Raw genomic sequence first — 26,522 nt, forward strand, 5'->3', positions numbered from 1 at the left:
CGAAGGAGGGATTGGCTTTAGCGGCTTATTACCCGCACCGCCTGGCGGATTTGTTCGATTTTGGCTTTGAGCGCCGGTTCGTGGTCGGCAAGCACGGTGATATGTCCCATTTTGCGTCCGGGGCGGGTTTCGGCTTTGCCGTACCAGTGGATGTAGGTTTCGTCCAGGGCGAGTACCGCGTCCAGTCCTTCGAGCAGCGCCGGGCCGCTGTGGCCGTAGGCGCCGATGAGGTTGATCATCGCCGCCGGGCGGTATTGTTGGACGGAGCCGAGCGGCATGCCGGCGAGCAGGCGCCACATTTGTTCGAATTGGGAGTTGGCACAGGCTTCGATGGTGAGGTGGCCGCTGTTGTGCACGCGCGGCGCGGTTTCGTTAATCCAGATGTCGCCGTCTTTGGTGACGAACATTTCTACCGCGTAAAGGCCGGGCGCGGCGAAGGCCTGCACGAGTTGCTGCGCCAGTTGTTGTGCTTTATCGCGTACTTTGGCGCTGAGGAAGGAGGGCATTTGCACGTAATCGACGAGGTTCAGCACGTTGTCAAAGACCATTTCGACGACGGGATAGGCAACGGTGCCGCCGTTGCCGTCGGCGGCGACGATGACCGCGATTTCGTGGGCAATGGGGCAGAGGGTTTCGATGACGGAGGGGACGTCCCACAGTTTGTGCAGGTCTTCTTCGCTGACGATGACTTGTACGCCTTTGCCGTCGTAGCCGCCGGTGCGTGTTTTCTGCACGAAGGGCAGCGGGATGCGTTCGGGGTCGATGTCGGCGAGGCCGCTGGCGAGGTAGAACGACGCGGTCGGCAGGCCGTGGTCGGCGTAAAACTGTTTTTGCAGGCCTTTGTCCTGGATGAGGCGCAGCACGCGCGGCGCGGGGATGACGCGCTTGCCCGCTTCTTCCAGCGCTTCCAGCGCTTCTACCGAGACGTGCTCGATTTCGATGCCAACCGCGTCGGCGTCCTTGGCGAAATCCAGCACAGTTTGTTTGTCGCGGTAATCGCCCTGTTTGAACAGGCCGGTGAGCGCGGCGCAGGGCGCGCGCGGGTCGGGGTCGAGGACGGCGACAGGCATGGGGTAGTCCGCTGCTTCTTGCAGGAACATTTTGCCCAGTTGGCCGCCGCCGAGTATTGCCAGTTTCATGTGCACTCCTTAGTCTCGTAATGCTGTGGCGTTTGCCACGTCCCACAGGCGGCTCGGTCGCGCTTCGCCGCCTGTTTCTCCCGCAATGACCGGCAGCGCGGGGAAGTAGTGTTGCACTTCTGCCGCGCTGCGCGCCGGTGACGCCGCGCTGGGGTTGGCAGAGGTGGAAATGAGCGGGCTGTCTGCCCAGGTACAAAGCTGGCGCACCAGCGGGTGCTGGCTGACGCGGATGGCGATGCGGCCGCTGGCCGCGTCACGCAGATAAACAGGAACACTGGCGGCTGCGGGCAGGATGAAGGTGGTGGCGCGGTCGGCGGCGAGCGCTTGCAACTTGGCGATGAGGGCGGCGTCCAGACCGTCCACCCAGTCGGCGCATTGCGCCCAGTTGGCGGCAACCAGCAGCATGCCTTGCCCCGGCGTGCGTGCGCCCTTCAGCCGCAGAATTTCCGCGAACACCTCCGGTGCCCGCGGATCGCCGCCTAAGCCATAAACCGCTTCCGTCGGATACGCAAAAACCTGCCGCGAGTGCAGCAGGTTCAGGAAGGCATTTTTTTCTGGGGGAACAAGCATCTAGTACGACCAGCCGACCGGGCAGTCGCGCAACTGCGCCTGATAAAGCGCGGCGCGGTCGGCGACCTTGTCGCTAATCGTCATCAGCCACGGCTTGGCCAAAAAGCTGCGGTTCTCAAACCCGCCCAGCCCTTCATGATAGGCAAGATACTGGTTTCTCACGTCATTCAAATCGACGCCATTGCGGATGACATTCTGGTTGGCATACCAGCCGATAAAATCCACCGCATCATCAAAGCGCTCGCGCGAGACATTCTGCCGTCCGCGTTTCATCTGATACCACTCCCAGGTCGGCTGCTTCACCTGCGCATAACCATAAGCCTGCGAAGTACTCATCGCCGTCGGATTAAAGCGCGACTCCTGATGCATGAACGCCAGCACCTGCCACGGCTCGATATGCCAGCGGATGCGCGTCGCATCCAGTGCCTCCGCCCAATGCGGCCGCTGCGACAACAACACGCAGGCATTTTCCATCGACGACACTGCCGGCTGCGGCTCATTCTGATAACGCGGGTCGCGCGGCGCCAAATTATCCCAAGGATCCTGGCTCATATCGGCGCTGGCCGGATGATGACGGTGCTTCTTATAACCCGAATGTGAAGACGAACACGCCACCAAGACCAGGCATGCCAAAACGCAAAAACTCCCATGCAAACGCATAGCTGCTCCGCTATCTGCTAAAATGCCGCATTCTACACCGGCGCACGACAAAGCCAAAACAACAACACACGAGGATCCTACATGAGCCAGACCCCGGAAGCAGCCAACTTCATCAAAAACATCATCGAAGAAGACCTGAAAAACGGCAAAAACGGCGGCAACGTCATCACCCGCTTCCCGCCCGAACCCAACGGCTACCTGCACCTCGGCCACGTCAAATCCATCTGCCTCAACTTCGACATGGCCGAGCGCTTCAACGGCTACTGCAACCTGCGCTTTGACGACACCAACCCCGAAAAAGAAAACGAAGAATACATGGCGAGCATCAAGCGCGACGTGCACTGGCTCGGATTCGACTGGAAACACCTGCGCCACGCCAGCGACTACTTCCCGCAGCTGCTGGACTACGCCTGGCAACTCATCGACAAAGGCCTCGCCTACGTGGACAGCCAAAGCGCCGAAGACATCCGCGTGAATCGCGGCACACTCACCGAACCCGGCAAAAACAGCCCCTACCGCGAACGCAGCATCGCCGAAAACCGCACGCTCTTCCAGGAAATGGTGGACGGCAAACACCCCGACGGCAGCCACGTCCTGCGCGCCAAAATCGACATGGCCTCGCCCAACATCAACCTGCGCGACCCGGTCATCTACCGCATCCGCCACGCCGCGCACTTCTACTCGGGCGACTCATGGAAAGTCTATCCCATGTACGACTACACCCACTGCCTGTCGGACATGCTGGAAAACATCACCCACTCGCTCTGCACCCTCGAATTCGAAGACCACCGCCCGCTCTACGACTGGGTACTGAACGTCCTCGAAACCCCCTGCCACCCGCAACAAATCGAATTCGCCCGCCTCTCGCTTGAATACACCGTCCTCTCCAAACGCCGCCTCATCCAGCTCGTGACCGAAAAACACGTCAACGGCTGGGACGACCCGCGCATGCCGACCATCGCGGGCATGCGCCGCCGCGGCATCCCGGCGGGCGCGCTGCGCGAATTCTGCCGCAAAATCGGCATCAGCAAAGCCGACGGCACCATCGCCATCGAATACTTCGAAAGCACCATCCGCGACTACCTGAACGAACACGCCGCGCGCCGCATGACCGTCGTCCGCCCGCTCAAAGTCACCATCACCAGCCTGCCGGATGACCACGAAGAACACTACCAACTCGCCAACCACCCGCAAGACGAAAGCCAGGGCAGCCGCAGCGTCCCCTTCAGCAACACCCTCTACATCGAGCGCGACGACATCAGCGAAGACCCGCCGAAAAAATGGAAACGCCTCGCCCCCGGCCAGGCGGTGCGCCTGCGCGGCAGCTACGTCATCACCTGCGACGAAATCATCAAAGACGCGGACGGCAACATCACCGAACTGCGTTGTCACCACGACCCGGACACCCTCGGTAAAAACCCCGAAGGCTACAAAGCCAACGGCGTCATCCACTGGGTCAGCGCCAAACACGCGCTCGACTGCGAAATCCGCAACTACGACCGCCTCTTCAGCCAGGCGAACCCGATGGAAGCCGAAAACTTCCTTGACACCATCAACCCGCACTCGCTCACCATCATCCAGGGCGCGAAAACCGAACCCGCCGCCCCGGCAGAAGCAGGCACCGTGTACCAATTCGAGCGCCTCGGCTACTACGCGGTTGACCCCGACAGCACGGCAGACAAACCCGTCTTCAACCGCACCGTCGAACTGCGCGACGGCTTCAAATAAGCGGACATAACCATCCACGCAAAGCTCTGTGCGGTGGCATCCCCTAGGGGCTGTTTACAATTCAGCGAACTAGCCCCTCTCCCTGTGGGAGAGGGGTTGGGGTGAGGGCAGCAAACGATTGAAAAATCGAAATTTCATCTCGTAAGCGGCATTGTCCACCCCCCTCCCCATCCCTCCCCCGCTGCGGGCTTCGCCCTGCAGGGGAGGGAGATTTGAATTGTAAACAGCCTCTAGGGCGTGTTTGCATTTCAGCGGATAGGCCCCTCTCCCTTTGGGAGAGGGGTTGGGGTGAGGGCAGCTTAATTACAATGAAGTCATGGATGAAATGGCTATCCTTGCAGAGGAGGCAAAAGCAATGCTGCGCAGTCATTATGTCTCCATCCCGAAACGGGCGGTGCGCTGGAGCTGGGGACTGGCTTTTGTTGCCTTCGCGATTTGTGGGGTGATGACGACATTTGCGTATGGGCAGGCGCAACGTGCAGCGTTCTATTACGCGCAGGCAGAAGATGCAAAGGCACACGGTGCCCAAATCACCAGCTGTAACAAGCATGACTGGAAAACGCCGGTGCGTTGTGTACTGGTAAAAACCGGCACAACCTGGAAAGGGGAAAACAACAAAACAGCGTATATGGAAATTGCACGATAGCAGTCTGCGGAGTGATAAAATTTACTGCTTGTGGAGGAATATTTTTGTGGTTTGGGATGGAGAAGATGCCGCCGCGTCCGGCTTTGTCTTCGCGGTGGGTGTATAGCATCCACCGAAAGCTTCATACTGTGTTGCGCTGCCTTGCCGCACAAATGTGCACTGTCTTCGGCAGCGCGCCTTATCTGAAACTTTCGGTGTATCGCTATATTCGGCGGGGGCGATACGTTGCAGGGTCTTCATAAAGGGTTTATGGCAGTAGCAGCTCATCGGACGAACACGGCTAACACGCCTTCGAAATCATGAAGACCGTTTGTCGTATTTTTCCATCATTTCTATCACTGCCTTGAAGCGGGGGGCGTCACTGCTGTATTTTTTTATTCCTTCCAGGATGCCATGTTGACCCGTAAAAAAGTTTACATCGGCGCCCTTGTCCAGCATCAGCTGCAACAACTCCAGCTCCTGCGGCATACCGTTGATATATGCCAAGGGAGTTGCGCCGTCTCTATCGGGAATATTCGGGTCGGCACCTGCTTCCAGCAATGCCCTGGCCGCGGCCACATTTTGGGCACGCATCGCATAAAGCAACGGGGTGTTTTTGTAGCAGTCCTGGGCATTGACAGGAACGCCGTGCTGGATGTAGAAATTGACGCTTGCGACCGGTGCATAATCCGGTCTTGGTGTTATCAAGAGCCGATGTAGCCAATTCCAATGTGAACTGGTTACTTTTAAAATGTCTGCTTTCTTGTCAACCAGAAAGATTTTTTCCAAAAAAGGAATATCTCCTTCTCGGTTAGCAACAACAATTTGCATATCTAAATCTTCCTGATACAGCCTATCAATATCAGGATCGGAAGAATATTGGCGTGTATTATTACCGTTTATAGCATTCATTTTATACCTCTCTCTCTTTTGAATTGATTCATTTCATCTCTGATGTTTTGAATGTCATCAGAACCGGGCTTTTCGTCCACGTGGCTTCGATTGCGTGAACGGTTTTCCACGCGGAAATAGTCGGGATGTGCATTGACGAACTCGTTAAACTCTTTTTGGCTCAGCTTGATTTCGTGCGCTGCCAACGCCAACCGGCGGTGTTCATAGCCATCTTTATGCCCAATATCAAACGGGCCATTTATGATTTCACCCTTTTGACCTTTATAACTGCCATCGGGCTGTAATTCATATTTTGCCAATATTTTTTCTTTGGTTTCTTTGGTCAGATTCGGACGATAGTAGTCTGTGAGGGGTCTGTCCGGGTCGTAGGTATAATTACCCTTGTCATCCCTGGCCCGGCCATCGCGATAGCTGCGTCTTATATCAGGCGAACCTTCATTGACATAGACCAGTTTACCGCCAATTTCTTCCACCTCAATATAACGGGGGCCTTATCCTGGTGTCCAGTTCGGGTTTTGTACGACATTTATTTCGCGGCCATAATGGTTGAATCTGCGAACTTCCTGATTTGCGATTCTTCGTATTTCGTGGTCGGGCGTAATATCGAACCAGCAATTCTGATTATGCACCCATATACCCGCATCACCGCCCAGGCCGCGGATGAAGAAGGTGTGGTCGTTTTCAACTTCGAGGTTGTAGCTGTTGAGCGGTTTGGGTTCTACGCGGACGCTGACCACGGTTTGCCAGTTGCCGCTGTCGTCAATCAGTTTGTGCCCGGCTTCGAGGTTGGCAGCATTGACCCAGTAGGCGTTGGCGATGTCGCCGTGATACGGTTTGCCCGGTGAGGGTTGCGGCGGTGTGGGGTCGGTACCGTATTGGGCAAAGTACGGGTGTTTGCTGTCCGAGACAATGGTTTGCTGTTTGCCGTTTTGGTCGGCAACGACAAGGTATGCGGTATCCGGGTCGGTACTGTTGATGGTACGCAGCACGGACTGGTATTTCATCAGCCCGCTTTGTTCGTTGCGCGCCCAGACTTTGTCTTCGATAGCGATAAATTTTTTGTTAATTTTGATTTTTTAATTACCACCCATGTTTTATAAAATGTTCTGACATTGTTTTCAAATATTCTTTGGCTCTTTCCGGCGAATCACGATAATCTGCGATTAACCTAATCTCTCCTTTTTTGCTTACAGCAAAAGCGCTAGTTGCCGGTCCTTTTTCTGGGGGAATAATAATTCTTTCATGTCTAAAAAAAATCCAACACCCTTTATCTTCCATATAATAATTAGAAAGATATGGCGGAGAAGGGTTTTCTAAATCACCCCATACAGTTATTAATTTCTTGGCAGAACTTTCTGCTAGCATTTTCGCTTCTATAAAATTTATTTCTTTATTGTTCATAAATTAGTCCAGATACCTTATTCCAAGTTGGATATTCAAATTTGGATTCAATTCTACTATTTGAAATTTTTCTTAACCTCTCTATTTAGATCTAACGTGCCTTCAGGGAGTTGAGACTGTATATATATTTCCCATGGTTCACCCTGTTTTTGTATCCCATCACCCCATTTTATATTTATTCGCTCATATTGCATTATATTAAAAATACGGTTTGGTAAAAACTAGCAAAACCTTTTTGCAATGTAAGGTGTGCTATATTTTTTAAATTAAATTTAACAATTGCTAACTAACTTCATTTAACGGCCTCCAATTATTGATAATATTCATCAAGAAAGTTTGGTATTTTTTTTCAGGATGAATTTTCATAAAACGTTCACAAGCAAGTTTCGTATATTCAAAGCAAGTCTGCTCTGAAACGTATACTGTATAGTCTGGATCATCAAATCCTATAGAAAAAACAATACCATCAAAATGATCTTCAGGGAAAGGACTATTCAAATCAGGATAAGACCAACATATACCATCACCTGAAAAAGTTTCATATTCAACCAATATTGAATATACAGCTTCAAGGAAATAACCATCATGGTAAACAATACTAAAAAGCCTCTTTATGGTTTTTTGAGGATTTGGGGTATATTTATTTACATCATTGTAAAAATAATTCATAAATGACGACTTCTCATGTCTATCTTTCGGAATATAGAAAAAATCATTGTCCTGGGTGTACATTTCTAATAGCTCCACTTTTGTCTAAATAAATTCTAAAAGTAACTCCATTGACGGTTGCTGAATATTGATCCCAGCCGTTTACAATAGCTTCATTATATCGCTTGGCCGCAGCTTCTTGGGCCATTTTTAGCATTTGTTCGTCAGAAAATTTGGCTGGGTCATAAACCGTTTTAGGGTCTTTAATGATTTTATAGCTACCATCTGGCTTCCCTGCTCGATCTAGTCGAGGTATCTTGTATTTTATTTCAAAAATACCATCTGCTATAGGAGTTTTTGAAACCACTGCTCCGTTACGAGCTGATAATTCTGATAAGAAATTATTCATGTTATGACCTCCTTTTATTCCAATATTTTGTTTAAAACCATCTACATTAGCTAAATGGTTCTTTAAATTAGAGGGGAAAGTAATTCTATCAGGATAAATGACTTTCGCATTTGTTGCTTCAATAAATTCAACTTCATTTTCTGCATATTTTGTAAAATTTGACGATTCTCTTGCTTGTTTACTTATCTCAATATTTTCTAAAACTTTATTTTTAATTATTTCACCTGCTGTTTCTTGAGTTGTCCTGTAAGGATGTATTTTTCTGGCAGCATTTACTGCAGAATTTAATGCTCGTACTCCGCCTGATATAGCACTAGTACCTGCACTCTCTGCTATATTCCCCGTGGCTATACGACTATACGCTGTATCCCGGTTGTAAAATTCAGCAAGTGTAAAAAGACTGCTCGCATTTGGGTAATTGGCAGACGTCGCTTCATGCAGTGTCGAGGCATTACGTATGTATTCATGTGCTTTTTTAAACTGCTCTTCGTCACCATTTTCATTGTTGTACGCTAGTTCGTCCGCCTTTTGTCGATAGTCATTAATGCGTTTTTCCAGTCCCGCATACAGGCCAAGCACCTCTTCTTTACCCGCTTTTTTATATGCGTTCTTATCGTCGTATGTCGCCAGCCATAGGGTGTAATCCGTACTGTCTTTAAACCCGTTGTTTACTATTGGTGCCTGTTTGTAAAGTTTTGCTTTGGGCTCTACGTGTTGGATGTTATACAGACTGTTGCGGTATTCGTCGCTTTCGCGATCCAAAACGCCAAAGAGATGTTGGCCATTGTTGGTAATTTTGCCAGCTTCCGGCAGTTGGTTAATAAATGTTCTTGCTGCTTGGTTTTCTTTTATGTCTGCGTAGTCATCAGATACGCCGCGCAGGGTTTCTCCTACGAGGAGGCTTATTGCTTCTTCTTCGCTGATACCTTGTTGTTTCGCGAATGTTCGAGCGTTCTTTTCGATAAGCATCATTTCTGTGGGATGCAACTGCCGGTTATGCCAGTCGGTATTGGCCGCCCCGGCAATCACTGCCGGGTTGTTGCCGCTCATCGCCGCACCTATCGCTGCCCCGCCGACGGTGTTGAGTAGCGGGTTGTCCAGTTTGTTCAGTGTCGGCGAGAGTGCCGAGGTGGTATAGCCTGCAAGCGCTCCTTCCGGCGTTCCGCTCATCAGCGCGGTGCTTGCCGCGTGCAGGAGGTTTCTGCCGCTGCCGCCTTCTTTCCAGTAGTCGTAGTTGGCTTTGTTGGCGGCAAGGTAGCTGTCGCGTTCGTTGATGTAGTTTTGCAACGCCGCCCGTTTTGCCGGATCGCTGGTGCGGGTCAGCGCTTCTTCGGCTGTTGCTTTGGCCAGTTGTTGTTGTTCGTATTCGCGCAGGTTGCCCCGTCTTTCGGCGATGTCGTTGATGGCGCGCGGCGCAATTTTCCCAAATTCCCGGGTGATTTCGGCATCGGCTTCAAGTTGGCGCTGGAGTTTTTCGCCATTGTCGATAGCGGTAAGGGCGCTGCCATGCTGTGCGCTGTCTTCAGTGTGGATGCCCTGGTTGGCGCGGGCGATGGTATCCCCCACGCTTTCTCCGGTTAACGCCTGTTGTGCTACTTCGTCCCGGATGGTGATGTTTTGGGTATTGATTGAGGCACGGCTGGTGTCGTAGGCGTTTTCCCGGATATGTCCACCGCCCAGCCCCCTGTTGAGCTGTCCTTCTTGTTCCATGCCATCTGTGTAGCCCAGGCTGGTACTGATGGACGAGCCTTTGAGGTTGCGGTGGTTTTCGATGTCTTCCAGTTCCAGGGTGGCGGTGTTGAAGCGGTTAAGCCCCGCTTCTTCTGCCGCCTTGCTGCTGGTGATGATGTCACCACGGTTTTTGGTCGCGCCTGCCACGTCTATCTGGAAGCCGTCGTCTCCGGCGTAAACGCCTGCCTGGCGGTTGACCAGGGTGGCATCGCCTTGCAGTTTGCTGCGGCTGTAGTCCATTGAGCCTGAGTGGTAACCCCAGCCGGCGGTGCCGCCTGCGCCTTTGTATTCTTGGCGGCCTTTGTAGTCCGAGGTGTCTTGCAGGCTTTCGATGTTCAGCGCGCTCGCCTGGATTTGCACGCCTTTGCCGATGGCTTGCGAACCGCTGAGGGTGGTGGCTTCGCCGCTTTGCAGGGTGGTCTGGCTATCCGCATCGCCTATGTGGCTGCCGCGCCAGCGGTTGCTGTTGGCCTGGCTGTATCCTTTGCCTTCGCCGCCTTCTGCGGTAACGCCCAGGGCTACGCCGTTCTTGCCTGCACGGGCGGCAACGCCTGCGGCGGCATTGTAGTTTTGGTTGTAGTTGTTTTCGTGATGTTCTTCGCTGGCGGCGTAGAGGTTAATCTGGTGTTCGGCTTTGAGGTGGGTACCCATTTTGCCCGCTACGTCCGAGCCGGTGATATTGATGTCCGACTCCGCGCCTGCGCCTTGTGCCTGCAGGTAAACTTTGCCGCCCGCGTGGATGGTGCTCGGGGTGAGGATATTGCCGTGGTAGTCGTTTTCGGTTTTGCTGCGCTGCACGGCGTAGGTGGCCGCGATGTTGATGCCGTTTTCGCGGGTACTGCCGATGAAGCTGGTGAGGCCGCCGATGTTGAAGCTGCTGACGTGCTGTTTGTTGGTGTTTTCCTGTTCGGTGTGTCCGCCCGCGGCGAGGATTGCTGCCAATATCGAAACCCACAGGATCGTACTCATTGTTCTTAATTCCAATATGGCGCAGATTGCTGACATTCCCCTGGAGCTTAACGTATTGGCGGTCGGCATTGGCGACGTGGGGCACGGAACAGACATTTTGAGCGCTATAGCGGGAATGACGCAATCCGGTAATTAGTACGTATATTTCTTGGGTCTTGGCGCATTAATCAACCCCCTTTGTTTTCGCCATTCCACGCACTTTGGATCATCAAAAAAACGCCATTTAACGAGACAAACAGGCCCTTTTGTGTAATACCAACCTTTTTCTTCAAGACATAAGTAGCCATCTAGCTCTGAGTGTACATTTTGATTTTCACCATTCCAAGAACCACCGGTAGGATCTAAATTGCATCCCTGCCTAAAATCTCTTTCCATTTTCTCTATATATTCACTAAGGTTTTTAGTATTATCATAAGCTTTATTCAACTTCCAATAAGCACTAACATCGGGTGGAGGTTTAAACCCCCTGAAACTACAGGATATCATTATTATGCATGCCAAAATTAATATCGTGAGTTTCTTCATAATTTGACTCCATTATTAGGTTGATAGACAGGAGGAAGAAAATAATTTTGTCAAAAAATTATGTTCAAATAGATGCCATGTCCACTATTTTAGTGCAGGAACAATGCAATCTAATAATTAGTTATGTATATTTCTTGGGTCTTGGTGCGTTCATCAATCCCCTTTGTTTTCGCCATTCTATACATTCAGGTTTGTCAAAATACATCCATTCCACCAAACAGGTAGCACCTCTGGTGTTATACCATCCTTTGCTCTCTATACATAAATATCCTTCTGCCTCTGAATTGGTATTATAATTCATTTTTACAAATCCTCCTCCATAAGGATCTATATTACAATCCCGAAAATCTTTTAATTGTTTATCTGCATATTCATTCAAATCCCTGGTATTGTCATACGCTTTATTCAACATCCATCCAGCGCTGGCATCCGGAGCGGGTTTAAATCCCCTGAAACTGCAAGATATTATTGTTATGCTTGCCAAAATCAATGCTGTGAGTTTTTTCATGATTTGACTCCATTTTTAGATTGATAGACAGGAGGAAGAAAATAATTTTGTCAAAAAATTATGTGCAAATAGGTGTCACGTCCACTATTTTAGTGCAGAAACAATGCAATCTAATAATTGGTTATGTGGTATATTTCTTGGGTCTTGGCGCATTAATCAACCCCCTTTGTTTTCGCCATTCCACGCACTTTGGATCATCAAAAAAACGCCATTTAACGAGACAAACAGGCCCTTTTGTGTAATACCAGCCTTTGCTCTCTATACATAAATATCCTTCTGCCTCTGAATTGGTATTATAATTCATTTTTACAAATCCTCCTCCATAAGGATCTATATTACAATCCCGAAAATCTTGTAATTGTTTGTCTGCATAAGCATTAAATCCTTCATTGGTGTTTGTGTCATAAGGATTTGCCCATTTATGCAATCGCCAGTGAGCGCTGGCATCCGGCGCAGGTTTAAACCCCCTGAAACTGCAAGACATTATTGTCATGCTTGCCAAAATCAATATCGTGAGTTTTTTCATGGGTTGACTCCATTATTGTTTTTTTTAGGTTGGTAGACAGAGGGCAAAAGGTGATTTTGCCAATAAATCATGTCCCAATATTTATGAGGTTTTAATTTATTGATAGGTGTTGCAGGATGCATGACGTCATCTTTTCGATATCCCGTATCTATGCATATCTGATTCCCCAAGCCATAGCAGTTATGCGCCGAGGCATCACTGCCAAAGATATCCCCAACCACACCCCAAAATCCTTTGTCTTCCGGTTTGTTGGACATCGTCTGAGGATTGCCACCAATATTGGAGCCGACGAAATCATGGCTATTGTTTTCTATCTTGATATGGCGCGGATTATTGACATTGCCCTGGAGCTTAGCGTATTGGCGGTCGGCATTAGCGACGTGGGTCGCAGGCCCGACCATTTTGATTTCCGTGCCGGAGAGCACGCCAATGTTGTCCGGGTCGCGCAACAGATCATTCATGGCATTGTGGCCGGTAAAGGTGCCGCGGCTATGCAATCCCAGATAAAGGTCATCTTTGCCATATTGCTTCATCAAATCACGTGCCTGAATGGTGGAATTACCCAAGCCAAAAAAGCCGCCAGCACCGCTTTCAAACATTTTTTGGTAACCCGCGACAAACAGTTCACCCAAGGTGCTGTCAGCAGTCGGGTTATGGACAAAATAGATGTTTTGGTACACTTTCTGGTTGAGGTTTCCATCTTTGTCCTTGGTAGCCACATAGTTCTGGGTTGCGTATTTGGCCGCCGCCTGCAGGTCGTTGAAGATACCGTTGAATGCAACAAAGTGCTTCTGCACGGGTTGTCCCGATTGCGGGTCAATAAAGGTTGCCTTGCCAAGGTGTGCCCGCTCGCTGTCCTTGACTTCGCGCAGTTTATAAACATTAAAGCCGTTTGCTTTTGCTTCTTCAAAATAGGCTTCGGGATCTTTGCCCAAGCTTCTACCTTCAGCCATAATTTCGCTGCGACGTTCTGGATCTTCTATGGGGTTGCCATTGGCATCGGTTTCAAAGGTCATCATGCGATGTTCGGCTATGGCCTGGCTGCGATAGACGGCATCCATCCCGGAAACGGCGAAATCGTCAAAGAGCATGTTTTTGCGGCGATGAATGTCTTCGTTCAGTTTGTTTTTCAATGCCTGTATGTCCACCGGCATCACCGGCTTGTGCGCTGCCTGGTAATCATCCAGGTTAAACTTGCTGATGGTTGCGAGGTTTTGTCTGCCTTCGGCGCTGCCTACTTCAAAGATGCCATCGCTGATGACCGCACGGCTGTAGCCGCGTTCGTTGCGTTTTTCCCTGCCAAGTCCCAGCAGGTTGCTGCCTAGTATTTTGCTGGCTGCATAGCGGTCACTGCTATGGGTGTCGCTATTATTGATGCCAAATTTGACGAAGCTATTGTCTTTGTTTGGATTGGCCTGTTTGTATTCTTCGTTGTGGACTTTGCCATCCGCACCGGTGCGATATTTTTCGTTGAGTTTTTTATCTGCTTCCGAGGTTTGATCGCGGCCAAAGGACGCGGCGAATCCGGGATTTGCACTTTTGACCTTGCCCGTGGCGAAGTCTTCCACGTCACTGTAAGTGAAATGATCTGTTTTGAGGTAGTTTTTCTCGCGTTCTGCCGCGGAGAGGATGACCCCGCCCTGCAAATCGACGGTACCGGTATTTTCTATATGGTAGCCGTCTTTCCCAGCATAGATGCCGCTTTGGCCGCTGCGCCAGGCATGGGCAGCGTTCCAGGCGGCATTGGTGACACTAATGTTGTCTGCCAGCGCCGTACCACGCGCTTCCCGTCCTTCCGCCTCTGCCGTGCGTGTACCGCTGATGGCATTGACGGTGCGGTGTTCGCCTTTCATTCTGGTGTAACTGAAGCTTGGGTTAACGCTCACGCCATAGCCGTAGGTGCCATCACCCCCCGCCTGATATTGTTGTCCCCGTTCTTTGCCGCTGCCTTGCGGGCTGATGATGGTCAGCCCGTTGGTCAGCCCGGTAACGCTTTTGCCGAATACCTGGGCACCGTTAATGAGGGTGCCGCCCTCACCAAGGTCGGTATGACCGCTCAAGGTTCCGATGTGGGAGAGGCGGTGCGCGGTATTTTCGTTTTGGTAGTAGCCGTGACCAATGCTGCCACCACCATTTACGCCGAATGCAGCGGATGATGAGGACTTGCTAAGATCAAAGGCAATGCCGCCATGAGCTTCCCAGCTACGGTTGTCATTACGCATGTGCTGGCTGGTTTGGGCGGAGCGGAAGGTCTTTTTACCTTCAACATCAAAGACCGTACTTTCATTGCCGCCGATGTCCGAGCCTGTGCTGGTAAAGGTACTTGCTGCGCCTTTGCCGCGTATCTGCATGATGACGCTGCCGTCGGCCGTGGTTTGTGAGGGATGGACGGTTTGCCAGTCGCGATGTGTCTCGCTTTTTGATTGGCTGACGCTGTAGTTAATAGCCACTTTAACGCCCTGCGCAAGACCTCCCTGGGATGCATCGCCTTCACCAGAGGGCTTGATTGCTCCCTGGAGGTGCTTAGCGCCATCCCAGATTTCACGCCCCAACAATATGCCTGCCATTGCCTTGGTTCGTCCGTTTTTGCTGCCAATCAACTGGTCAAGATAGCCTGTGCCGTTATTGATGTAACCTGCCATACCGCCCTGCAAGCCGATTTTCAGGCCGCGGCTTTTGAATTTCTGTTCGCCATCCTGGTAGTGCTGACCAATCATCGCGCTTTCTGCACCGCTCTTGGCACGAATAATGACGTTACCGGCCTGCATACGCTTTTCCCAGTAGGCCTGGCGTGCTTCCGGGGTCATTGCCGCTAATTCAGCCTTGCTGGCAACCGGACCGAGATTTTCCAGGCGACTGGCGTGAACGATACTGCCGTTTTTCTGATAGTGTCCGCCAGAGTCAATGATGACGTTGCCATCCAACGCACCGACCACACTGGGAGCGTAGCCGGTACCGTGGGTGGTTTGTGTATTGTCCCACTGACGGTGTTCAATACCAAGCGTGAGAGGCGTTTTCAGGCTATAGAAGACTCCCGTTTTGCGCTGATAGTTGTTGCTGGTCTGGTGGTAGCTTTCTGCTGCCGGGTTGAGGGTGATGTCGCCCGTGGCCTTGAGCAGGGTGCCTTTGTCAGAGACGACGTGCATACCGCCGAGGGTGATTTTGGCATTGCCGTTGGTGTTCTCGCCGCTCATGTCTCGTCCGGCGATGAGTGCGACGGTTTTACCGGTGATGCTGCCTGCTTCGGCACCATGTATTTTTTCATTAATGTAGTGTTCGCTGACCTTGCTCCCCAGGAAGCGGCTACCTTTTTTATACTCGCTGTAGCTGCTTTCGCTATCACGCCAGCTGTTTTTAAGGTTGATGCCGTCGCGGGCGAAGAGGGCGACGTGGCCGTCGCTGCTGTCAATGTCCGCCCCGCGGCCGGTGATTTTGCCTTCGCGTGCGTCAAGGATGATGTCGCCTTTGCCTTTGATGGTACCGCCGTGGTCGCGCGTGGTGCGGGTGTGCAGGCTGTCGCGCGCTGGCGCGCCGACGCGGCTTTCGCCACCGCCGTTGTAGGTGAAGCTTTCGTCCGTGCGTTGGGTGCCGAAGCGGATGTTGGCACCGCTGAGGATGGTCTTACTGCCGTCGTTGCGGTTTTCGATGCTGCCTGCTTTGGCTTCGATGTCGCCTTTGGCATGGAGTCGGAGGTAGCCTTCGCTTTCTTGCCCTTCGCCGTCGAGGATGACTTGGCCTTCGCGCAGGCGCTGTTCGCTGCGGCGCATGGCGTCGTTGCCGGTGCTGTGGGCGGCGGTTTCTGTCGCCGCGTTGGTGATTTTACCGCCGCTTTTGATGTCAATGCTGCGGCGGCCGCGCAGGGTGCCGGCGGTGTTGTTGATGTCGCCTTCGCTCTGCATGTGCAGGTCACGCGCCTGGACGGTACCGCCCTGGTTGTTCACTTGGCTGAAGGTGGCGTCATTGGTGCCACGTGCGTTGAAGATGGCGTGGTTTTCCAGTTTGCCGCCCTTGCCAGTGATGTGCTCGGCGCTGATGTGGGTCATGCGGCCGTCAATGTCGCCTGCGCGTTTTTTGCTGTAGAGCTGTAGGGTGGTGACTTGTTGGGTGCTGCCGTCTGCCAGGCGGATGGTCCGGTTGACCGGGATGACGGTGTCGCCGGTCAGTTGTTGCATTTGTTCCGCGGTGAGCGCCACGCCGGGGGTGAGTCCCAGACGCTGGATGATTTCAGCGCCGCTGTTGAGCAGTGCTTTGTAGCGCTCAATCGGGTCGCCTTCGCCCGGCAGTTCGCCGCGGCCAGTTTGCAGCGCATACTGGCGGCGCAGGTTTTCCATTTCGGCATAGATGTCGCCCATGCGTTTGTGCAGGTCGTGCGGGTCGATGCCGCTTGGCGTGTAGGGCGCGAGCGCGGCGATTTTGCGTTCGTCCACGCCGAAGTTCACGCCGTTTTGCGGGGCGTCCGCCGGGTTGATGCTGGCAAGGCCGCCTTCGATGTGGTTAAGGCGGTTTTGCAGATGTTCTGCCAGGTTGGCGCTGACGCGGTCAAAGCGGTTGCCAGTTGCCGGGGTTTTATTGCTGTTTGTGCTGCTGCCGCCGTTTGCGGTTTGCGCGGTGGCAGGTTCGCGCCAGGTAGGGACGTCGGCAACGACGCCGCCGATGTAGTCCGGGTCGGTCTGTACCAGGTAGTCGCGGTTATTGGCATCGCTGTTGAAGAGTTTGCTGCTTGGCAGTTGTTGGGCGACACCTTCAATGGTGACGTAGCCGCCGCTTTCGATGCGTTGCAGGCCGCCGTCACTGGCGCCAACGTCGCTACTGGCGGCGCTGTTGTGCTCGCGCAGTTCGGGTTGTTGGTTTTCGTTGAGGGTGGCTATGGGCAGGCTGATGTCGGTTTTGGCATCAGATTCGTGTAGTTCGCCACGCGGGTTGGTGCCCAAATCAACGCGATCTGTTCTTCCATGCCTCAAGCGGCGCCCAATGCCTTTCCAACTGTTTCTTACTTGTTGACTGTTGCGGAAATTGCCGTCGTAGAAAATTTGTGAAGTGGCATTGACATCTTTGTCGGAGTTATGGATATCGCCACCGTTACGGTTAATTACGCCGTTTATGGTAACGGTACTCTTATCGTTGTAGATGTTGCTGTGGTTCAGGTCAATCCCGCCTCCGGCGAGGATTTGTCCCGGGGTACTGCTGGCGACTTCGGTACGTTCTTCTTTGACGTCAACGGTGATTTCCGAAGCGTGATTAATTTGCGTGATACCACCTGTTTTGCTGGGGTCTTTGGAATAGAAAATGTCTCTTTTGGGGTAGAACAGGTCAAGTTCATACATTTTGCCGTCGCTACCGGGATCCAGGCTGCGCAGGTATTTTTTGCCCTGTCCCCGCTGGTAGGTGACTTGATGGGTGCTGAAGAAGGGGTTTTCGTTTTTCACCTCCATCCCGTTCAGTACCATCCGTCCGGCACTTTGCAGCGTAGCGCCGGCGTTGGTCAGGCGTGAGCCAGTGAGGGTCATGGTGCCGTCGCTTTTGATGATTGGGCTGTCGCCATCGGCGCTCTCGCGCAGGTTGTCGATGGTGTTGATGCGGGCGTCCAAATGCTCGCGTGCTGCAATGGCACCGCCGCCGTGGTTTTTCAGGTAGCTGGCGTTGAGGTTGACCCAGTCGCCATAGAGGCGGCCCAAGTTGTCGATGACGTGCGCCTGAATGTTGGTCGCACCGCTGCTGTTAATCAGGCCGTCTGCGGCGTTGTTGAGCTGACCTGTACTCAGGTTTAGCACTTCACCAGCGAGGACGCGGCCGTGGTTATTGAGGTTGGGGATATTGATGTCGGCCTGTCCGGCGGCGCCGAGGGTGCCGTGGTTATCAACGTCGCTGGCGACGTTCAGCTCCAGATGTTCGCCTGCGGTGACGCTTTGCCCGCCGCCCAGACTGCCGACGTTGACTTTTGCCCACTCGGCACCGGAGACGGTGCCTGCGCCGTAGAGGCTGTCGGCGGTAACTTCGGTCTGACGAGCGAGGATGTTGCCGCTGTTGTGGATATCAAGGCGGTCATGCAGTGCTGCGATGTCGATTTTTGCCGGGCTGGAGAGGGTGCCGCTGTTGCTGAGGTTGTCCACCCGCACCTGGTAGCCTGCTTCGCCGTAGATGAGGCCGCTGTTCGTGATGTCCGGGGTGTTCAGCGCAAGGTTGCGCGCGATGATGCTGCCGCCGTTGGCAAGGCGCTTCAGCAGGTTCAGTTCGAGATCCACAGCGCTGATGCGGCCGCCCGTGCTGTGCAGCTCCGGGCTGTTGACGGTGAGTTTTGCTGCCGAGAGCAGGTTGCCGCTTTCTGATGCAGAAAAGGCAGGAGCAATGATTAGTCTTACTGGAATGAATAAAAACATGCAGGTAACAAAATATAGTTCGCGCATCTTTAAGGGGTAGATTCTATTCTAGAAATTATTCTTCCACCTGATGCAATAATTATTTGCTCAAATGCATTTATCCTTTCTGGGATTTCTAAAGATATTAGGTAAAATTTGGCTATATTTCCATCTAATTTATATGACCACCATTCCCATGCTCTGTCACGAATAGCATCAATCCAAGAATAAAATTCCCAAGGAAGCTTATTCCATAATTCCCTTGGAGTATCGTTTAATATCTTTTGGCATTCTTCTGGAGTCAGTTTTGGAATTTTTTCTTGTATCCATACAGGCATAATGTTGTCCCACGCTGCGTCATCTGGCCATGAATCGGGATTATATCTTATAATAGTTTTAACAACTTCTAATATTTTTTCTATTTTATTGGTGGCATCTTCTCCCAAATCTGCCTCAATAATCCAACCATATTTAGCCATCTTTTCATCATGGCTTCTAGAGATGACTCTGTCTAACTCATTGAGTCTAATCATTTGTTTTACCTTTTCCCTCTGCCGCCGTTATTGCCTTTTCCACCGTTATTGCCTTTTCCACCGTTATTGCCTTTGCCACCGTTATTGCCTTTGCCACCGTTATTGCCTTTGCCACCGTTATTGCCTTTGCCACCGTTATTGCCTTTATTAGTGTTCTGATTAGAGATGTTTTTATGATTTTTTATTACTTTACCACTGCCGGGTACAACAGATTTCTGTAAATCATCGAGATAGTTGCTAGGTATCCCATACTGATCAGGATAAGGATCTAGGCTAATGATAGGCTTATTTTTATTAGCGCGATGCATTGATTCAGGAACTGCATCCTGTCTTATTTTCTCTAAGAAATCCTCTGAAGATTTGAATGTTTTTATACTAGGGCTTTCCATTCCACCTTTAACTCTCTTATTAAAAAATTGGTAAGCTCTTTCCTTATCTCCAAAATTAAGCCATGTAACTTTTCCATCATTTTTGAAACTAACATCACCATCTTCTGCAATATAAACTTTCTCATTCGGTTTACCTTCAACTCGATAAACATCAACAGTTTTGTTATCCGTAGGTAAATCATGTTTACTCAACGCTTTTTTTGCGGCGTCATCGGTAATATCAGCAACTGATTCGACTTTTTTGATATCTTTAGCAAAGCTTATTTTTTTCGCTCCTTTGTGTATTTTGTAAGCTATATTTATTCCATCTCCTATGCCAGGAATCAGGCCTATGGCCGCAAACGTATAATCAAAAAAGGTTTCTGCTTCGTAAAAAGCTTTGACATCTCCAACAATAGGAGTGCTATCAACAGCAAGTTCACCGGCGATTAAAGCAATATTTTTAGCCCGTTCTGCTTCCTCTGGCGCAAGATGAGCTTTTTCTTGGTCGCTATGGAACTGCTGCGTAAATGCTGCGCCGCTATTTGGGCCGTAAAGATCATCGATCCGTGCCACCAAAGAAGCAACTGTGTTTTGTGGCTCGTTTGGCTTCTGTGCCTCCATCGAGGTGTACTTACGGTTGATGGCTTCTGCTTCCAGATCTGCCGCTTTCGGCGGTTTCGGTGCCGGAGGGCGATAGTTCGATTCCTGCGGTTCCATTGATGAGTATTTACCGCCGTGGTCATCGTCGTAGTTTTTGTATTTTGAACGCCATGGTGTGCCGCCATACGAATAGCCATATGAAGACGATGAATAGGTCGGCGTCGGCAGCGGGATGATTTTCGGCGGTGGTGCGGTAATTTTGCTGACGTTGACGGTTCCGGTCGTCGCTTTTTCGTATTCATCGCTGACTTCGAGGTTAATAGCCCCCATCGCCAGCAGTTTGCCGTAGTTGTTCAGTTTGTCGCTGACGTTGATGTAGCCGTCTTCGTGGCTTGCGCTGCTAACCGGCATTTGCAGAGTACTGGTGGTTGCGCCGTCCGGTTTGCCGAGATTGTCGAGGATTTTCGCGCCGTGGTCGTTGCGCAGTCTGGCCGTCTTGATGTTGAGTTTGCCCAGGCCGAGTTGCAAGATGCTGCCGTGGTTGTTCAGGGTTTTGCTGTCAATGGCAAGCACGCCGCCAAGCAGGATACCGTGGTTATTGAGTTCAGGGGCGTTAAGGCGTAGGCGCCCGCCGGTGAGGATTTGGCCGTGGTTGTCGAGTTGAGGGCTGTCCAGGTGGATGTTGCCGCCGTAGAGCAGGCCGCCACTTTGGTTGTCGGTGCGTGCTGTGGTGATGTGTAGTGCGTTGTCGCCGATGATTTTGCCGCTGTTGGCGAGTGTGCCGCCGTTGATGGCGAGTTGTGGCGCACGCAGTTCGCCCTGGTTGCCAGTCTGGCTGCTGTTAAGTTCAAGGCGTCCCTCGCTGGTAATTTTGCCGTTCCGCCCGTTGTTGATGCGCGGGCTTTCGATACGGTAGTCGCTGCGGCCCAGGATTTGTCCGTCGTTGCTGATGTAATCGCGGTAGTGGAATGTTTCTATACGGTCAGCGGTGAGGGTGCCGTAGTTGTTGAGGCGGTTGCCTCGCAGGAAGGCGCTGGCGGCTTCGATGCTCCCGTGATTCACCGCGGTATTCAGCTCAAAACGCAGGTTTTGTTTGGCGAGAATGCGGCCGTGGTTGTGCAAGGTGTCGCCGTCGGCAATCACTTGCCCGCCAAAGAGCAGGCCGTCCGCCTGGTTGTCGGTGCTTTTTTGGCTGAGTTGCAGGGTGTTCTCGCCGGTGACGTTGCCGCTGTTGGTCAGTTTGCCGTCGCCGCTGATGACCAGCGTGCTGGCGCGCAGTTCACCGCGGTTATCAATCTGGCTGTCGGCAATCTCCAGGCGGCCTGCACCTAGGATTTTGGCATCCTGGCCGTTAATCAGCCGCGGGGTATCTATGCGGTAGTCGGCGCGGCCAAAGATTTGTCCTTGGTTGTTAACGCTGCCGCTGTACTGGAATTTGTCAAAGCGGTCGGCAATCAGTGCACCGTAGTTGTTGAGCTGGCTGCCTTGCAGCCAGGCGCTTTGTGCCTGCAGGTGGCCGTGGTTGTCGAGGGTGCCCAGTTCGCTGTGCAGTTCGGCGACCTGGATATGACCATCGTTGCGGAACTGTTCGCCGGTTTCCAGGCGGATGCCGCCGGCGGCACCGATGCGGCCGCTGTTATCCAGTTTGCCGTTGACGGCGATGTGTCCGGGGGCACTGGTCCCGCTGCCGCCTGCTGGCGCGCTGCCGGCCTTGGCGGCAAGCGCGGCACCGGCATCGTGGCTATCGGTCGTGGCGGTTTTGTCTTTCTCCGCTGGGGCGGTGCCGATAATGCCGTCTTTTTGGTTGTGCAGGTTTTTTGCTTTGACGGTGAGGATGCCGCGCCCGGTTTGTTCGATGGTGCCGGGGTTGTTCAGGTCAACGGTATCAATGGCGAGCGCGCCGCCTTGCAGGTTGCCGCGGTTGTTGAGGCGTTGTGCTTCAAGTTCCAGTACGTTGTTGGCGAAGAGGCGGCCATCGTTGTCAATGATTGGGCTTTTGACGCTCAGGGTTTTGCCGCTGCCGATGGTCGAGCCTGCCGGGTTTTCAAAGTGGGCAACACTGAAGCGCAGGTCGTCGCCAGAGTAGAAGACGCCGTTTTTGTTGTTCAGTTTCTGGATGTCGAGGCGGGTGATGTGTTCGGCGGCAAAGAGGCCGCTTTCGTTGTCAAGGGTGGTCGCTTGCACTGAAGCGGTTTGGCTGCGGATTTTGCCTTCGCGGTTGTCCAGGGTTTCGCCCTGGTAGTTGAGGCTTTTTAGGGTCATGTCGCCGCGGTTGGTGAAGGTGCCCGCGACGTTGAGGTCCACCCCGCCACTCTGGCTGATGCTGCCACTGTTTGTGATGTGGCTGAAGTTGAGGCTGCTGCTACCTGCGCTGTTGTCGCTGCTTGAGGTGGTTGCTGCGCTACTGCCACCGGTTTGTTTGCGGGTAGCGGTTTTGTTTTGTGCGCCGTCTGTATCGCTGTTGTCCGGTGCGCTGCCGCCAGCGCTGTTGCCAACGTGGCCGTAGTTGTTCCAGTCGGCGGTCCAGATTTGCATGCTGCCGCTGCCAGTGCCGATGATTTGTCCGCTGTTGTTCAGGCTGTCGCCACGCAGGTAGAGTGAGGGCGCCATCAGCACGCCGCTGTTGTCCATTTCATGGGTCGCGGCGTCTATGTGTTTGCTGGCGCTGAAGTGGCCGCTATTGTCGAGTTTGTTGCCACGGATGCTCGCCGTCTCTGCCTGGATGCGGCCGCTGTTGTGTGTCTCGCCGTCTTTGACTTGCAGAGCACCGACGTCCAATTGGCCGCGGTTGTTGAGGTTTTCTGCAACTTGCAGGTGCAGCTCGCTGCCACTACTGATTTGTCCGCGGTTGTCCAGCCCTTCTTTGAGGTGGATGTGGCCGTCTTTGCCGCGGCTTTTGGCGGTGGTTTTTGTGCCTGCCGTGTCGTTGCCGGTTTGTGCTTTGGGGTTTTCCGGAACGTGGTTGCGGCGGATGCTGCCCGCGTTGTCGAGGGTTTTGGCGCTCACTTGCAGGGTACCGCTGCCCTGGCTGATGCGACCGTGGTTATCAAGGCTGTGCGCATCCAGTTCGAGTTGGTCGCTGTCAATGCTGCCACGGTTGATAAGTTTGCCGTCGGCACTGATTTGCAGTTGTTGTGCCTGCACCGCGCCGGCATGGTTGACACCGACACCCTGGTCAGTGCTAATCAGGCGGATGCTGCTGCCATACATGCCGCCGAGTTGGCCGGTATCAATAGCGGTATTGGCGCTACCTGTGCTGCTGCCGCCTTTGCCGCTGATTTTGCCGTCACTGGCGACGTGGTTGCTGCCGGTAATGACGTCCAGCGGACGGTCACCTGCCTGCACCGGACCGTCAATTTTGCTCGCCTTGGCGATGATGGCAGCGTAGTCGCTGTTGCGCACGTCCAAACCGCGTTCGCCGATGTGGACGGTGCCGCGTTCGACGTTAACGCCGTTGAAGGTACCGTTTTCCAGCTGCGGGCTGCCGGTGGTCAGCCAGGTTTTGCCCGCGTTGATGAAGCCGCTGCCGTTGACGCTGATACCTGCCGGGTTAGCGAGGATGACGTCGGCTTTTTGTCCGGCGACTTCGATTTGTCCGCGCAGTTGTGAGGGATTGCTGCTGTTGACCTGGTTGACGATGACTTGCGCCTCGCCCTTGATCAGGTTCGGGTTGCCGCTGACCCAGCCGCCTGTGTGGGTGGGCGCGCCTTTGCGGCTGTTGTTGAGCAGCGCGCCTTCTTGGCCGACGTCAAACTGACGGTATTCGTTGACGGAGACACCGGCCGCGCTTGGTGTCTGGATATCCACCTGCGGTAGTTGTTCGGTGCTGAGCAGCACTTGCGGCTGGTGTTCGCGCGGCGCCTGTGGATCGGCGACGATTTGCGCTTGCGCCAGCGGTAGGATGAGCAAGCTGCCCGTGGCAAGGGCAATGCGCCAGACGGGTTGGCGCAGGGCGCAGCAGCGGTCTGCAACGGGATGGGTGGTGATGTTGCCGCGCCCGGCTTTGCCTTCGCCGCGGGCATGTTCGGCGACGACGATGATGCGTTGCAGGGTTTTGCTGTAAATGGTTTTGTAGCAGTAACGGTTCATGGTAGTTCTCTATCTATATGTATCTGCGGTGGTTGTTCAGAAGCTGTAACCGAACTGGAAGCCGGTCACGAAGCGGTCGGCATTCATGCCTTGTGGTTGGCGCACAGGGGTGCCGACGAAGAGGTCGTAGTTCCAGCGACCATGCCAGTTGTGTTGTCCCTTGATGCCGAGTGCGCTGCCGATGATGTGTTTGCCAGGAAGGTTGCGAGCGGAAGGCCCGGCAACGCTGCCGCCATCCAGCGCCAGATAGAGACTGTGTTGTGGCTGGAAGTGCCATTGCAGGTCGTTGCGCAGGTACCAGCCGCGGTCGCCAGAGAGGGTGATCTCGCCGTTAAAACCACGCACGTTGTAGCGCCCACCGATACTGATACGGTCTACCGGGGTTAGGCGGTTTGCTGTCCATTGACCGTGCAGGCGGCTGTTCCAGGCAAAGGCCTGTTTGCCGAGGGTGAAGTTTTTCTGCCAGTTGATGTCGGCACTCCAGATGCCAAAGCGTGCCGTGCCTTCACCCAGCGCGGTTTCCGGGGCGGGCAACGAGGAGAAGATGCCGGTGCCTTTTTTGTATTGCAGCTGGCTATAGAGGCTGGCGTCATCAAAGTAAACAGTGTGTTCCAGTCCCGCCTGCCAGCCGCCCTGACGACGGCGTTGTACGGTTATCTCGGCGTCATCAACGTAGCTTTTATTGGTCTTTTGCCAAAGGCCAACGCTGGCATCGAGTTTGCTGCGGGCACTGCGGTAGAGGGTTCGCGAGACGCCCGCCTGTTCCTGGGTACTGGTGCCGCGGTAGTGATAAGTACGGGTTTGTCCGGCGACAGCCTGGTCGTAGTAGTAACGACTGGCGCTGAGATCAAAAGACCAGTAGCCAAGCGGTACGCTGTAGTTGGCGCTGTAGTTGTCGGTGCGCCCGCGGCCGCTGTGCCCGCTCAGGCTGGTACGGCGCTGGCCAGGGGTGAGGTTGCGACTGTAGTTGAGGTTGAGGCTGTCGCTTAAGCGCAGCGGATTGTCCACGGCAAGACCAATGGTGCCGAGGTACTTGCCGGTCGCCTTGCTGCCGCTGTCATCAAGCGAGAAATTGAAGCGGTACCAGCGGGATTGTTGCCAGCGGATACGCAGGTCGCTGCGCCCTTCGTCCGCGCCGGGGGCAATGTCAATCTCGGCCTGCACACTCGGCAGGCGGCGTAGGTTTTCCAGCCCCTGTTCTATGTCGCGCAGCGAGAGTTTCTCACCCGTGCTGACCGGTACGGTACTGGCGAAAAACGGGGCGCGTTGCCCGGCACTTTCTGGTGCAAGGCTAACCGTTCCGGCATAGCCCGGCAGAATGGTGAAGGTCAACTCGCCACGGTTGAGATCCTGTTCTGGCACAAAAACGCGGGCAGTAATCCAGCCCGCGTCAATGATGGCGTTTTGTGTCAGCTTCGCCAGCTGTTCGATATTGGCGCCGCTCAGGCAGGCGCTTTTACCGTTCTTTTGTTGGATGCTTAAGGTGCTGTCGCCGACACGTTTACCGCGCAGTTTGAGCTGCGGTAGGGATTTGGCAACATAGCGACGGAAAAAAGCAGCCTCTTGGCTGTCAATGTGCAGGGTATGAATGTTCAGGCAACGACCAGGATCGGCGACGGTAGCAGCTGGCGGGGTTTGCGGGGCAAGATCACTCGGCCGGAATCCCAGTGGCGCCTGCTTGCGCTCAAGCTCGGCCTGACGGGCTTCGGCTTGTTGTTGTAATTGCGAGAGGGGAACGGGTTGCTGTTGCGCAAAGAGGGCGCTGCTGGCAAAAAGCAGCAGCCAAAGGGAATGGCGGGGCGGCATAGAGCTGGTTTCCTCCCTGAAGGATTGCCTTCATGTTGTTTATGCTGGATGCCTTGAAAAGATGACTGGATTATAAAAATACATTCAGATAACGGTAAAGTTTTTTGGACGGTTTTGTACTGTTTGGAACAAAAAGTGGGTGTAACTCTCGCAGGGTTACAACAAAACGGATGGCAAGATTTTCTAACGGTATGGCAATAGGTTATGCATCAACATCGAACGCGGTAAATCTTGAAAACACTATATTGTTACCATCTCTTCATTTTGGCGGATTTGTACGATTCGGCACGAAACGAAACGATACTGGAGCCAGTTATGCTGTTACGACACAACAAACGGGTAAACAGCTACACACGATAAACAGACAAAGGAAAGCCCGACAAACCTTCTCGAATTTCATAGAACCTTCAGGTTGG

The 26,522-nt window shown here is 53.0% G+C and carries 18 protein-coding genes; 2 read left to right on the top strand and 16 right to left on the bottom strand.

What is annotated here, in order from left to right:
- Window positions 1-17: 17 nt before the first annotated feature.
- From EL199_RS10410 to EL199_RS10420, 3 genes are read right to left on the bottom strand one after another with little or no spacing between them, the layout of a single operon-like run.
- Complete coding sequence (locus EL199_RS10410) at window positions 18-1,139, bottom strand: 5-(carboxyamino)imidazole ribonucleotide synthase (RefSeq protein WP_004141596.1); 1,122 nt, start codon at window positions 1,137-1,139, stop codon at window positions 18-20.
- A 9-nt stretch (window positions 1,140-1,148) separates the two neighbouring features.
- Window positions 1,149-1,709, bottom strand: a complete 561-nt coding sequence (locus EL199_RS10415) for a Sua5/YciO/YrdC/YwlC family protein (protein WP_004141594.1) — start codon at window positions 1,707-1,709, stop codon at window positions 1,149-1,151.
- Complete coding sequence (locus EL199_RS10420; protein WP_232008297.1) at window positions 1,710-2,369, bottom strand: transglycosylase SLT domain-containing protein; 660 nt, start codon at window positions 2,367-2,369, stop codon at window positions 1,710-1,712.
- Between the two features lie 81 nt (window positions 2,370-2,450).
- Here EL199_RS10420 and EL199_RS10425 point away from each other — a divergent pair, with 81 nt between their 5' ends.
- Both EL199_RS10425 and EL199_RS10435 read left to right on the top strand, forming a co-directional pair.
- On the top strand, window positions 2,451-4,097 hold the full coding sequence (locus tag EL199_RS10425) for a glutamine--tRNA ligase/YqeY domain fusion protein (RefSeq protein WP_004141590.1): 1,647 nt from the start codon (window positions 2,451-2,453) through the stop codon (window positions 4,095-4,097).
- 316 nt (window positions 4,098-4,413) lie between these two features.
- The gene (locus tag EL199_RS10435; RefSeq protein WP_004141588.1) at window positions 4,414-4,743 is read left to right on the top strand and encodes a hypothetical protein; all 330 of its coding nucleotides are present in this window, start codon (window positions 4,414-4,416) and stop codon (window positions 4,741-4,743) included.
- Between the two features lie 297 nt (window positions 4,744-5,040).
- On the opposite strand, the gene EL199_RS10440 is transcribed toward EL199_RS10435, so the two are convergent.
- The 13 genes from EL199_RS10440 to EL199_RS10500 all read right to left on the bottom strand — a co-directional run bounded on the left by EL199_RS10440 (window position 5,041) and on the right by EL199_RS10500 (window position 26,106).
- Window positions 5,041-5,634, bottom strand: coding sequence for an ankyrin repeat domain-containing protein (locus tag EL199_RS10440; RefSeq protein ID WP_004141580.1), 594 nt, complete (start codon window positions 5,632-5,634; stop codon window positions 5,041-5,043).
- Complete coding sequence (locus EL199_RS10445; RefSeq protein ID WP_004141578.1) at window positions 5,631-6,107, bottom strand: GH-E family nuclease; 477 nt, start codon at window positions 6,105-6,107, stop codon at window positions 5,631-5,633. The genes EL199_RS10440 and EL199_RS10445 overlap by 4 nt, the downstream gene beginning before the upstream one ends.
- Before the next feature lie 18 nt (window positions 6,108-6,125).
- The gene (locus EL199_RS10450; protein WP_315861904.1) at window positions 6,126-6,707 is read right to left on the bottom strand and encodes a polymorphic toxin-type HINT domain-containing protein; all 582 of its coding nucleotides are present in this window, start codon (window positions 6,705-6,707) and stop codon (window positions 6,126-6,128) included.
- 7 nt (window positions 6,708-6,714) lie between these two features.
- The gene (locus EL199_RS10455) at window positions 6,715-7,035 is read right to left on the bottom strand and encodes a hypothetical protein (protein ID WP_004141574.1); all 321 of its coding nucleotides are present in this window, start codon (window positions 7,033-7,035) and stop codon (window positions 6,715-6,717) included.
- Window positions 7,036-7,317: 282 nt separating this feature from the next.
- Complete coding sequence (gene cdiI / locus EL199_RS10460; protein WP_232008298.1) at window positions 7,318-7,704, bottom strand: ribonuclease toxin immunity protein CdiI; 387 nt, start codon at window positions 7,702-7,704, stop codon at window positions 7,318-7,320.
- Window positions 7,705-7,747: 43 nt separating this feature from the next.
- Window positions 7,748-10,792, bottom strand: a complete 3,045-nt coding sequence (locus EL199_RS10465; RefSeq protein ID WP_004141570.1) for a hemagglutinin repeat-containing protein — start codon at window positions 10,790-10,792, stop codon at window positions 7,748-7,750.
- 132 nt (window positions 10,793-10,924) lie between these two features.
- A complete protein-coding gene (locus EL199_RS10470) occupies window positions 10,925-11,317 on the bottom strand; it encodes a hypothetical protein (protein ID WP_126316075.1) in 393 nt (130 codons plus the stop codon).
- Between the two features lie 121 nt (window positions 11,318-11,438).
- Window positions 11,439-11,825: a hypothetical protein gene (locus EL199_RS10475; protein WP_126316076.1), complete on the bottom strand. Its 387-nt coding sequence runs from the start codon at window positions 11,823-11,825 to the stop codon at window positions 11,439-11,441.
- A 121-nt stretch (window positions 11,826-11,946) separates the two neighbouring features.
- Window positions 11,947-12,351 (bottom strand): hypothetical protein, encoded by a 405-nt coding sequence (locus tag EL199_RS10480; RefSeq protein ID WP_004141562.1) that lies wholly within the window; start codon window positions 12,349-12,351, stop codon window positions 11,947-11,949.
- Window positions 12,348-18,728: a hemagglutinin repeat-containing protein gene (locus EL199_RS10485; protein ID WP_169306934.1), complete on the bottom strand. Its 6,381-nt coding sequence runs from the start codon at window positions 18,726-18,728 to the stop codon at window positions 12,348-12,350. Before EL199_RS10485 ends, EL199_RS10480 begins: the two co-directional genes overlap by 4 nt.
- A gap of 29 nt (window positions 18,729-18,757) precedes the next feature.
- Complete coding sequence (locus EL199_RS10490; RefSeq protein WP_004141559.1) at window positions 18,758-19,240, bottom strand: hypothetical protein; 483 nt, start codon at window positions 19,238-19,240, stop codon at window positions 18,758-18,760.
- Between the two features lie 5 nt (window positions 19,241-19,245).
- A complete protein-coding gene (locus EL199_RS10495; RefSeq protein WP_004141556.1) occupies window positions 19,246-24,300 on the bottom strand; it encodes a two-partner secretion domain-containing protein in 5,055 nt (1,684 codons plus the stop codon).
- A gap of 36 nt (window positions 24,301-24,336) precedes the next feature.
- Window positions 24,337-26,106 (bottom strand): ShlB/FhaC/HecB family hemolysin secretion/activation protein, encoded by a 1,770-nt coding sequence (locus EL199_RS10500; protein WP_004141555.1) that lies wholly within the window; start codon window positions 26,104-26,106, stop codon window positions 24,337-24,339.
- Window positions 26,107-26,522: the final 416 nt, after the last annotated feature.

The sequence above is a fragment of the Cardiobacterium hominis genome (assembly GCF_900637305.1).
GTDB classification, from domain to species: domain Bacteria; phylum Pseudomonadota; class Gammaproteobacteria; order Cardiobacteriales; family Cardiobacteriaceae; genus Cardiobacterium; species Cardiobacterium hominis.

What these genes read in the sequence shown, in the direction of transcription:
- EL199_RS10495 (WP_004141556.1), bottom strand. Translation starts at nt 24,300, where the DNA reads ATGAACCGTTACTGCTACAAAACCATTTACAGCAAAACCCTGCAACGC.
- EL199_RS10410 (WP_004141596.1), bottom strand. Translation starts at nt 1,139, where the DNA reads ATGAAACTGGCAATACTCGGCGGCGGCCAACTGGGCAAAATGTTCCTG.
- EL199_RS10465 (WP_004141570.1), bottom strand. Translation starts at nt 10,792, where the DNA reads ATGAGTACGATCCTGTGGGTTTCGATATTGGCAGCAATCCTCGCCGCG.
- EL199_RS10455 (WP_004141574.1), bottom strand. Translation starts at nt 7,035, where the DNA reads ATGAACAATAAAGAAATAAATTTTATAGAAGCGAAAATGCTAGCAGAA.
- EL199_RS10470 (WP_126316075.1), bottom strand. Translation starts at nt 11,317, where the DNA reads ATGAAGAAACTCACGATATTAATTTTGGCATGCATAATAATGATATCC.
- EL199_RS10440 (WP_004141580.1), bottom strand. Translation starts at nt 5,634, where the DNA reads ATGAATGCTATAAACGGTAATAATACACGCCAATATTCTTCCGATCCT.
- EL199_RS10475 (WP_126316076.1), bottom strand. Translation starts at nt 11,825, where the DNA reads ATGAAAAAACTCACAGCATTGATTTTGGCAAGCATAACAATAATATCT.
- EL199_RS10485 (WP_169306934.1), bottom strand. Translation starts at nt 18,728, where the DNA reads ATGTTTTTATTCATTCCAGTAAGACTAATCATTGCTCCTGCCTTTTCT.
- EL199_RS10500 (WP_004141555.1), bottom strand. Translation starts at nt 26,106, where the DNA reads ATGCCGCCCCGCCATTCCCTTTGGCTGCTGCTTTTTGCCAGCAGCGCC.
- EL199_RS10425 (WP_004141590.1), top strand. Translation starts at nt 2,451, where the DNA reads ATGAGCCAGACCCCGGAAGCAGCCAACTTCATCAAAAACATCATCGAA.
- EL199_RS10420 (WP_232008297.1), bottom strand. Translation starts at nt 2,369, where the DNA reads ATGCGTTTGCATGGGAGTTTTTGCGTTTTGGCATGCCTGGTCTTGGTG.
- EL199_RS10415 (WP_004141594.1), bottom strand. Translation starts at nt 1,709, where the DNA reads ATGCTTGTTCCCCCAGAAAAAAATGCCTTCCTGAACCTGCTGCACTCG.
- EL199_RS10435 (WP_004141588.1), top strand. Translation starts at nt 4,414, where the DNA reads ATGGATGAAATGGCTATCCTTGCAGAGGAGGCAAAAGCAATGCTGCGC.
- EL199_RS10480 (WP_004141562.1), bottom strand. Translation starts at nt 12,351, where the DNA reads ATGAAAAAACTCACGATATTGATTTTGGCAAGCATGACAATAATGTCT.
- EL199_RS10490 (WP_004141559.1), bottom strand. Translation starts at nt 19,240, where the DNA reads ATGATTAGACTCAATGAGTTAGACAGAGTCATCTCTAGAAGCCATGAT.
- cdiI (WP_232008298.1), bottom strand. Translation starts at nt 7,704, where the DNA reads ATGAATTATTTTTACAATGATGTAAATAAATATACCCCAAATCCTCAA.